Origin of the sequence: Dyella sp. (genome assembly GCF_036568765.1) — a bacterium.
Lineage (GTDB): Bacteria > Pseudomonadota > Gammaproteobacteria > Xanthomonadales > Rhodanobacteraceae > GSA-30.
On the sequence record NZ_DATCRY010000287.1, the window covers coordinates 1 to 9,771 of the forward strand.

6 protein-coding genes are annotated in these 9,771 nt (G+C 62.2%); 3 read left to right on the forward strand and 3 right to left on the reverse strand.

The genetic code is table 11. The features are described from left to right. Nucleotides 1-383 precede the first annotated feature (383 nt). Nucleotides 384-1,517 carry an NAD(P)/FAD-dependent oxidoreductase gene (locus tag VIM98_RS18300; RefSeq protein WP_331994538.1) on the reverse strand — a complete coding sequence of 378 codons (1,134 nt, stop codon included), beginning with the start codon at nt 1,515-1,517 and terminating at the stop codon, nt 384-386. Nucleotides 1,518-1,998: 481 nt separating this feature from the next. Between VIM98_RS18300 and VIM98_RS18305 the strand changes: the two genes are divergently transcribed. After that, a complete protein-coding gene (locus tag VIM98_RS18305) occupies nt 1,999-3,165 on the forward strand; it encodes an AAA family ATPase (RefSeq protein ID WP_331994539.1) in 1,167 nt (388 codons plus the stop codon). Nucleotides 3,166-3,200: 35 nt separating this feature from the next. On the opposite strand, the gene VIM98_RS18310 is transcribed toward VIM98_RS18305, so the two are convergent. Further along, the gene (locus tag VIM98_RS18310) at nt 3,201-4,601 is read right to left on the reverse strand and encodes a heavy metal sensor histidine kinase (RefSeq protein WP_331994540.1); all 1,401 of its coding nucleotides are present in this window, start codon (nt 4,599-4,601) and stop codon (nt 3,201-3,203) included. After that, a complete protein-coding gene (locus tag VIM98_RS18315) occupies nt 4,601-5,281 on the reverse strand; it encodes a heavy metal response regulator transcription factor (RefSeq protein WP_331994541.1) in 681 nt (226 codons plus the stop codon). Before VIM98_RS18315 ends, VIM98_RS18310 begins: the two co-directional genes overlap by 1 nt. Nucleotides 5,282-5,427: 146 nt before the next feature. Between VIM98_RS18315 and VIM98_RS18320 the strand changes: the two genes are divergently transcribed. Then, nucleotides 5,428-8,622, forward strand: a complete 3,195-nt coding sequence (locus VIM98_RS18320) for an efflux RND transporter permease subunit (RefSeq protein ID WP_331994542.1) — start codon at nt 5,428-5,430, stop codon at nt 8,620-8,622. Nucleotides 8,623-8,634: 12 nt separating this feature from the next. Continuing rightward, nucleotides 8,635-9,771: efflux RND transporter periplasmic adaptor subunit (locus VIM98_RS18325; RefSeq protein WP_331994543.1), on the forward strand; the 1,137-nt coding region annotated here is incomplete at its 3' end.

The following is a 9,771-nucleotide window of genomic DNA, read 5'->3' on the forward strand; positions in this document are numbered from 1 at the left end:
AAACTTGCTTTCTGTGGGAGCGACTTTAGTCGCGACAATCGTGCCTCACCGCAAGTCCTTGTCGCGACTGAAGTCGCTCCCACAACGATAGGATCCGCTTTCGCTATATTCGGGCGATTGAGAGGTTTTTAGACGTTCCCTTTCGTCGCGACAATCGTGCCTTATCGCAAGTCCTGTCGCGACTGAAGTCGCTCCCACAACGATAGGATCCGTTTTCGCTGTGTCCAAGTCATTGACAGGTTTTTCGAGGGAGCAGTGTGCGCAAGTGCGATGTACTGAGGCTTACCTCAGTCGGCTCCCTCTCCCCTGGCTCCGCCGGGGGAGAGGGCTGGGGTGAGGGGGCAGCCTCGCACGCAGAACGCGACGTATGTTTTGTTGGTCGCTCAAATTCGCCGAAGCGGATCGTACGTCGCCCGATAGCTACGCGGAACGACAAACGGCATCATCAACCGCCGCAGACCGTAAGGAAGGCGCGCCGTCTTTGCGAGCCGATCGGTCATTGCCTGCACGTGCCGAACCCGCGATTGCCGCGCATCTTCGAAACGGCGCCCGACCCCGGCGATATCGTCGGATTCAGCCACAAGGCGCGCGAGCGCCACTGCATCTTCCATCGCCAACGCGGCGCCCTGGGCCCACACAGGCGCGGTGGCATGCGCCGCGTCGCCCAGAAGAACGACACGACCTTCGCTCCATCGGTCGAATCGAACTTCCTCGATAGGCGAATGATAGAGATCGTCCGGATGCGCCAAGGCCCACGACAAGGCCGTCCGCACTCTCTCGGGAAAGTCCTTGAACACATCGTGCAGCTTCTGCAGCTCGGTCGCACCGACATCCTCCGACGCCAGCGCCACCCAACCATAGACGGTCCTGTCATCGACGGGCAGAAGGAGGATCATGCCTCGCTTGCCGGTCCATAGCGTCCAGCCATCCACTCCCGGATTGGGCGCCATGAACCGCCAGCTGGCAGAAGCCAGGCGCGATGCGGAGGCGTGTGTCGTTCCCATGAGCGCCTGGCGGACGGTAGAGCGGACGCCATCGGCACCCACCAGCAAAGGTGCAGAGAGTTCGTCGCCGTTGTCCAGCTGGATATACGCGGTGGCAGCGTCCTGGCGAACACCTTTGACGGAACGATTCAGCCGGTTCGCAGAAGCGTCCAGATGCGCACCGAGCATGGCGATGAGATCGGCGCGTCGCACCGCACGAGGCCGCATGGCATCGCTCCAGAAAGCATCTTCATCGATAACGGCAAGAACCCGATCGTCCTGGGCGCGATATTCACGACGGCGCACCGGATGGCCGAGGCGATCGATGTCGGCATGCAGCCCGAGGTTTTCGAGCGCCGCTATGGCATTGCCGGGAAGATTGATTGCCAGCCCCGCGTCCGCTGCGAGCGATCGATGCTCAATCACGATGGATTCGATACCGCGTTGCTTCAGGGCGAGCGAAGTAGCCAAGCCGGCGATACCGCCGCCGGCAATAAGAAGCGGCTGAGAAGTCTCTACTGTCATGTCATCCATCTTTCAACGTTCACGTTTCATCATGAATTATCGCCTTTCAACCGCCCTCCTTGAAGATGTTTCACTCGCGTAATTGATGGCTATCGGCAGCAGTGAGATCGAGATCATAGATTCGCTTGAAATCAGCGATCTTCTTTAGGTTAACTGCTGAGCACGCAACAACGACGCGCACTTGGAAGAAAGCGGCGAAGATCGATGAAATCGAATAAGAAACCGCTGATCGTCCCATATAGGAAAACGGATCCTATCGTTGTGGGAGCGACTTCAGTCGCGACAAGGACTTGCGATAAGGCAGGATTATCGCGACTGAAATCGCTCCTGCAGAAGAGCCGGTTTCAGAGGTTCCCTGATGTGGCCCCACAACGATAGGACCCGCTTTTTTTCCATATCAGCGCGATCTACCTTGCAGTCTCAACAACGGAGACCGGTCGCTTCTATCATGCTGTGATGTTCCATCGTCGGATCGTTCAGGGGATATGGGATGCTGAAGACTTTGGCGATCGCCAACTATCGCTCCATCCGCTCTCTCGTCGTGCCCCTGGGGCGGCTGAATCTGATTACCGGTGCCAACGGCAGCGGTAAATCGAATTTTTATCGCGCTCTACGCTTGCTCGCCGAAACGGCCGGTGGCGGGGTGGTCGGAGCGCTGGCCCGCGAGGGTGGATTGACCTCCGCGCTATGGGCCGGTCCCGAACGCATATCCGATGCCATGCGCAAAGGAGAAGCGCCGATCCAGGGCGTCGTCAGGCAACAACCGATCGGTTTGAAACTGGGGTTCGCCGGCGAGGACTTCGGCTACGCCATGGACCTGGGCTTTCCGCCGCCTCCTCAGGCGCCGACGGCCTTCGCCCTGGATCCCGAATTCAAGCGCGAGGCCATCTGGAGCGGCCCGTTCCTGCGGTCTTCCAATGTGCTCGTCGATCGGCGAGGTCCCTTGGCACGCGTTCGGGATGGACGCCAGTGGCGCACGTTATCCGATCATCTCAGTGCGTTCGAAAGTTTGTTTACACAGGTCGCCGATCCCGAACGCGCTCCCGAAGCCATTCGTGTGCGCGAGCTTGTCCGGGCGTGGCGCTTCTACGATCACTTTCGGTCGGACCGCGAAGCTCCCGCGCGGCAGGCTCAGATGGGGACGCGTACGGTAGTGCTGGGCCACGATGGTGCCGACCTGGCCGCAGCCTGGCAGACCATCCGGGAAATCGGCGATTCCGAAGCGCTCGATGCGGCGGTGGAAGATGCCTTCCCAGGAGCGAAGGTCGATATATCCCTCGATGGCGGGCGTTTCACATTGATGTTTTCGCAACACGGGCTATTAAGGCCGCTTTCGGCCATGGAACTGTCCGATGGAACCTTGCGATATCTGCTTTGGATCGCCGCGCTCCATACCCCAAGGCCTCCGCCGCTCATGGTGTTGAACGAGCCGGAGACCAGTCTTCATCCCGATCTTCTGCCGGCCCTTGCGCGCCTTATCGCCCACGCCTCAAGGCGCAGCCAGGTTTGGGTGGTATCGCATGCCTCTCGATTGATCGCGGCTTTGGAGGCCGCTCCCGATTGCCACTCGATTGCGCTGGAGAAGGATGTCAGCCAGACACGCGTCGTGGGGCAGCGAACGTTGGACGAGCCTGCCTGGTATTGGCCGGAACGGTGAGCGATGACGCGCCACGATCTATCGTGATCGGCAGGCTATGACGTTCTCCGCGCCGGAAACCAGAGTACGAATCGTGTAATACCCCGCAGCTGACTTTCGACAGTCACGCGCCCGCCATGAAGTTCCATGATGCTCTTGACGATGGATAGGCCAAGGCCGGTGGAACTTGCCGAGTCGCTGCGGGAGCGATCCACCCGGTAGAAGCGGTCGAACAGCTTTTCCAGATGCTCCGCGGGAATGCCCGCCCCCGGATTCTCGACGGCAACGGTCACCGTGCCGTTCGCCTCCCCGGCGACCAGCTTGATGACTTGCTCCGGCGGGGTATAGCGCAAGGCATTGGACAGAAGGTTGCCCACCGCGCGACGGAATAGCTCGCGATCCGCATCGATGGTGGCGCCTCCGGAAATCTCGATGGCAACCCTGGCTTCGGAGGCGACACCTTCGAAATAGTCCGCGATACGCTCCAGCTCGGCCTCAACGTCAAGCGTCACGCGTTGAAGCGCGAACTGCGGATTGTCCGCACGCGCAAGGAACAGCACGCTTTCGATGGTTCGGCTGACGCGATCGCACTCCTCGATATTGGAACCGAGCAAGGCCTGGTACTCCGCGGACGTGCGCGGGCGGGTCAGCGCAACCTCGTTCGTTCCACGCAAATTCCCGATGGGCGTACGTAGATCGTGAGCCAGATCGACCGTGAACTGCCATACGCGCGCAAAGCCGTTCTCAAGACGATCCAGCATATCGTTCAGGGCACCGGACAATGCGTGCAGCTCCGCCGGCGCGTTGCCCGCGGACAATCGCGTGTGAAGACTTTGCGCATGGATGGTGGCCGCATCGGTGGCCATGGAGTGCAACGGCCGCAATGCCCGCCGCACCAGCACATAGCTAAGCAAAATCGCGGCAAGCATGCCCGCGAGCAGGCGCAAGGCCATATCGCGCCCGTATCGCCGCAGCAGCACCTCGCGGTCCGCCAGCGAGCGCGCCACGACGATCGTCACGCGCGCACCGTCCTGTAGTTGCCCAACCACGGCCACGCCACGTATGGGCAAACCTCGGTCGTCATGCCAGGTGCGCAGCATGGAAGATACGATCCGCTGGTCCGTCGGCACGACGCTTTGAATATCGAGCCGATAGCCCATCGCATTGTGGTCCACGACGATCCGGCCCGCGCCGTCGACAATACGCAGCGCGTTACTGGGATCGCCAAGCACGCTGATTGTCACTCGATCCTGGTGAGCCTTCAGATCGTCCACGGAACCGAGTTCGGCCACAAATCGCCGGATATGGCGCGCGGAGAGCACCAGGTTGGTCTCGTCCTGCTCATAGATGCGCTGCTCGGCGGCCCGATACAGGAGCCACCCCACCAGGATGAAACAGGCCGCGGTGATGGCCACGAAGGTCGCGGTGAGGCGCGCGCTGAGGGACATACGCCGCATCAACTATCCTCCCGCTCTTCGTCCAGCACATAACCCATGCCGCGTACGGTATGGATGAGCTTCGTGTCGTGCCCATCGTCGATCTTCGCGCGCAGGCGCCGGATCGCGACCTCGACCACATTAGTATCGCTGTCGAAATTCATGTCCCACACATAGGAAGCGATCTGTGTGCGACTCAGCACCTCACCGCGCCGACGGGCCAATAGCTGCAGCAGCGAGAACTCCTTGGGCGTCAGGTCGATGCGCTGACCGCTGCGGCGCACCCGGCGGCGCACGGCGTCGATTTCCAGATCGCCGATATGGACGTGCTCGATATCGCGCGGCGGACCGCGCCGGAGCAGCGTTCGAATGCGCGCCAGCAGCTCCACGAAGGCAAACGGCTTGACCAGGTAATCGTCGCCGCCGAGTTCGAGCCCACGTACGCGCTCCTCCAATTCGTCAATCGCCGTGAGCAGGAGTATCGGCGTGTCCTTCTTTGCGCGGACACGCCGCAGCACCTCCCACCCGTCCATGCCCGGAAGCATGACGTCGAGAACGACCAGGTCATAGTCTTCTTCGATTGCCTGGTGCAGGCCATCGATACCGTTGCCCACTACATCCACGGTATACCCGGACTCCTCGAGCCCTTTCTTCAGGTACTCGCCAGCTTTCTTTTCGTCCTCGATGACCAGCAGGCGCATGGGAACTCTCGTGTGGTGCCTGAGCCGATCATACGCGGGGCGCCCCAGGGACGTGATTACAGATTTGTCAGGAAGCCGTCAGGCGCGCGCAAGCGCCCGGAATCTAGCCTTCTTCGCGACCTGACCTGTCCAAGACGGAGCCCGCTATGTGGATCGTCCAACTGGCGCTGCGGCGGCCATATACCTTCGTTGTCCTGGCCCTCCTGCTGGCCGTCATCGGCCCGCTGATGGTGCTGAGGACCCCGACGGACATCTTCCCCAATATCAACATACCCGTGCTGAGCATCGTGTGGTCGTTCAACGGCTTCTCGGCCGACGACATGGCCAACCGCATCACCACGCCCTATGAGCGTGCCTTGACCTCCGATGTCGACAACATCGAGCACGTGGAATCGCAGACGGTCAACGGCGTCGCCGTGATCAAGGTGTATTTCCACGAGGGCGCCGATATCAATCGCGCCATTGCGGAAGCGTCGGCCAATGCGCAGTCCATTCTTCGTGTGCTTCCTCCCGGGACGCTGCCGCCGCTGGTGATCTCGTACAACGCATCCACAGTGCCGATCCTCCAGTTGGCGCTATCGAGCCATTCGTTGCCGGAGCAGCAACTGTACGACCTTGGCAACAACTTCATCCGCACCCAGCTGGCCACGGTGCAAGGCGCCGCTATCCCCCTGCCGTTTGGCGGCAAAGTGCGGCAGATCATGGTGGACATCGACCCGAAAGCGCTGCAGGCCCATGGGCTTTCGCCACTGGATGTGGTCAACGCGGTCAACGCGCAGAACCTGATTCTTCCCGGCGGTACCGCCAAGATCGGTGCGCTCGAATACAACGTGAATCTCAATGGCAGCCCGACCTCCGTCGACGCATTGAATCTTATGCCGGTGAAGGCCACCAACGGCGGGGTCACCTATCTGCGCGACGTGGCGACCGTCCGCGACGGCTTTGCACCGCAAGCCAATATCGTGCGGGTGGACGGCACCCGTTCGGCGCTGCTGCAGGTAGAGAAATCCGGCGACGCATCGACGCTCGACATCATTGCATCGGTCAAGGGACTGTTGCCGAAGATTGCCGCGGGCCTCCCTAAAGCGCTCGATATCAAGCCGGTTTCCGACCAGTCGGTATTCGTCAGCTCAGCCGTGCAGGGCGTCGTCCGTGAAGGCCTGGTGGCTGCGGGGCTTACGGCGATCATGATCCTGCTGTTTCTCGGCAGCTGGCGTTCCACGCTGATTATCGCCATCACGATTCCCCTGTCCGTGGCGACATCGCTGATCGCACTCTCCGCGCTCGGGCAGACGATCAATATCATGACCCTTGGCGGCCTGGCGCTGGCCGTCGGTATTCTCGTCGACGATGCCACGGTGGCCATCGAGGCGATCAGTCATCACCGGGATATGGGCAAGTCGCTACACGATGCGATTATCGACGCGTCGGCCCAGATCGCGCTGCCCACCCTGGTGTCGACCCTGTCTATCTGCATCGTGTTCCTGCCGATGTTCTTGCTTTCCGGCGTGGCGCGTTACCTGTTCGTGCCCCTGGCCGAGGCTGTCGTTTTCGCGATGCTGGCTTCGTACTTCTTCTCGCGCGCGCTCATTCCCACGCTGGCCATGTACATGCTGCGCAACGACCGTGCGACGAAAGAGATCGGCCAAGAACGCCGCGGGAAGTTCAGCCGATTCCAGCAACGTTTCGAACGCGGCTTCGAAAACATCCACGCACGTTACGAGAACGCATTGCGTACCGCGCTTGCCCATCCGCGTCGCCTGGCGGTGACGTTCGCCATCGTCTGCGCCGGATCCCTGGTGCTGGTGCCCTTCCTCGGACGCGACTTCTTCCCGGCGTCGGATACGGGCGAGATCCGCCTTCACATGCGGGCGCATACGGGTACGCGCATCGAGCAGACCGCGCGCCTGGTCGATCTGGTGGAACAGCGGATCCGCACAGCCATTCCGCCTCAGGAACTTGGCAGCGTGCTGGACAACATCGGCTTGCCGGTCAGCGGCATCAACATGACCTACGACTCGTCCTTGCCCGTGGGTTCGGCGGATGCGGACATCCTGATTTCGCTCAAGCCGAACCATCGCCCCACGGTGACTTATGTTTCTGCCTTGCGCAGCCAGCTCAATCGGGATTTCCCCGGCGTGACGTTCTCGTTCCTCCCGGCGGACATCATCAGCCAGACCCTGGACTTCGGCTTGCCCTCGCCCATCGATGTGCAAGTCGTGGGCAATGACAAGGCCGGTAACCGAAAGGTCGCCGAAGACCTGTTGGCCGAATTCCGCCACGTCGACGGCCTGGTAGACCCGCGCATCCAGCAGCCGAACGATGCGCCGTCGATCAATGTGGACGTCGATCGCGTCAAGGCGATCCAGGCCGGCTTCCAGCAACGCACCATCGCGCAGAATCTGCTGATTGCGCTCTCGGGCAGCTCGCAGACCTCGCCGAACTTCTGGCTGAACCCCAAGAATGGCGTGAGCTATCCGCTGATGACGGAGGCGCCGCAGTACACCATCGATTCATTGCAGGCCTTGGGCAATATTCCCCTGACGGCAGGCGACGGCAGCCAGCAGGGGGCGCCGCCCATTCTCGGCTCGCTGAGCACACTCAGCCGCGCCTCCCAGGATGCCGTGGTGTCGCACTACAACGTGCAGCCGGTGATCGATATCTTCGCTGGCGTACAGGGGCGCGACCTTGGCGCTGTCGCGGGAGATATCGATCGCCTGGTGGCTACCGCCCGAGCGCATTTGCCTCCGGGATCGAGCATCGCGGTACGCGGCGAAGTACAGACCATGCAGTCGTCCTTTCAGGGATTGCTGCTCGGGCTCGCCTTTGCGGTGCTGTTGGTCTACGCGTTGATGGTGGTGAACTTCCAGTCATGGACCGATCCGCTGGTCATCATCAGCGGGCTGCCGGGCGCCTTGGCCGGCATGGCATGGATGCTCTTCGTCACCCGCACAACGATCAGCGTCCCGGCATTGACCGGCGCCATCATGTGCATCGGTATCGCCACCGCCAACAGCATCCTGGTCGTCAGCTTCGCGCGCGATCGCATCCATGAAGGCGCCGCACCGCTTCAGGCCGCCTTCGATGCGGGCAGCACCCGGTTCCGTCCCGTGCTCATGACGGCGCTTGCCATGCTCATCGGCATGCTGCCGATGGCCCTCGGATTGGGCGACGGTGGCGAGCAGAACGCCCCTCTGGGGCGAGCGGTCATCGGCGGCTTGATGTTCGGCACGGTGGCCACGCTCGTTTTCGTCCCCGTGGCCTTTGCATCCGTACACGCATGGCTCGGCCGGCGCCAGACATCCGCGCCCGCACTTTCCTCCCCTAACTCGACGCCCTGACGGAGAGTCCTCATGTCCGCATCCAAGCCGCTTTCCCCATCGTCACGTTCAAAGGTGTTGCTGGCCGTCCCGGTGGGTGTCGTGTGTCTTGCCCTGGCTACGGGTGGCCTGCCACGCCTATTCGCGCACGCAGCGGTCGCGCGCCAGACCGCCGCCTTGAGCGTACCGACAGTAGCCGTCGTCGCCCCTGAGCAAGCACCGCCGCAAGCATCGCTGGTACTTCCCGGCGACGTAGAGGCATTCCAGGAGGCCAGCATCTACGCACGAACGAGCGGCTACCTCAGCCGCTGGCTGACCGACATCGGCACGCACGTTCAGAGCGGGCAACTGCTCGCCGTGATCGAATCGCCGGAGATCGATGCCCAGCTCTCCCAGGCGCGCGCGGATGCGGCAACCGCATCGGCGAATTACCAGATCGCCAAAGCTACCGCATCGCGTTGGGAAGACATGCTCAAAAGCCATGCCGTATCCCAGCAATCCAGCGACGAGGACGTGAGCACCATGAAAGCCCGGCAGGCGATGCTCGCCGCCGCGCAGGCCAACGTGGGTCGCTTGCAGCAGTTGCAATCGTTCGAAACGATCCGCGCCCCCTTCGATGGCGTGGTGACCGTACGCAATGTCGACGTGGGCGCCCTGGTCGACGCAGGCAATGGCGGCGCGCCGGCAGCGCTGTTCAAGCTGTCGGAAACCGACAAGCTGCGGGTCTTCGTCAACGTGCCGCAGGACGACGCGGCGGGCGTGGCGCTGGGCTCGCGCGCCACACTCAGCTTGCCGCAGTACCCGGGAAGAGTCTTTATCGGTGCCGTCGCCCGCACCTCGGGTGCCATCGATCCGGTAAGCCGCACGCTGCGCGTCGAAGTCGATATGGACAATGCCGATGGCGCGGTGCCTCCCGGTGCCTATGCGCAGGTCACCCTCATGCTCGCATCGTCCAAGGCTTCGCTGTCGCTGCCCGCCAACACGCTGCTGTTCCGCCCGTCGGGCGTGCAAGTAGCCATCGTCGACGACAAGAACCGCGTGAGGTTGCTTCCCGTCACGCTCGGCCGCGATTTTGGAACGCGCGTGGAGATTCGCACCGGCCTGCGCGCCGGCGAACGGGTCATCGTCAATCCGGGCGACGCGATCGGCGACGGTCAGCCGGTCGTCATC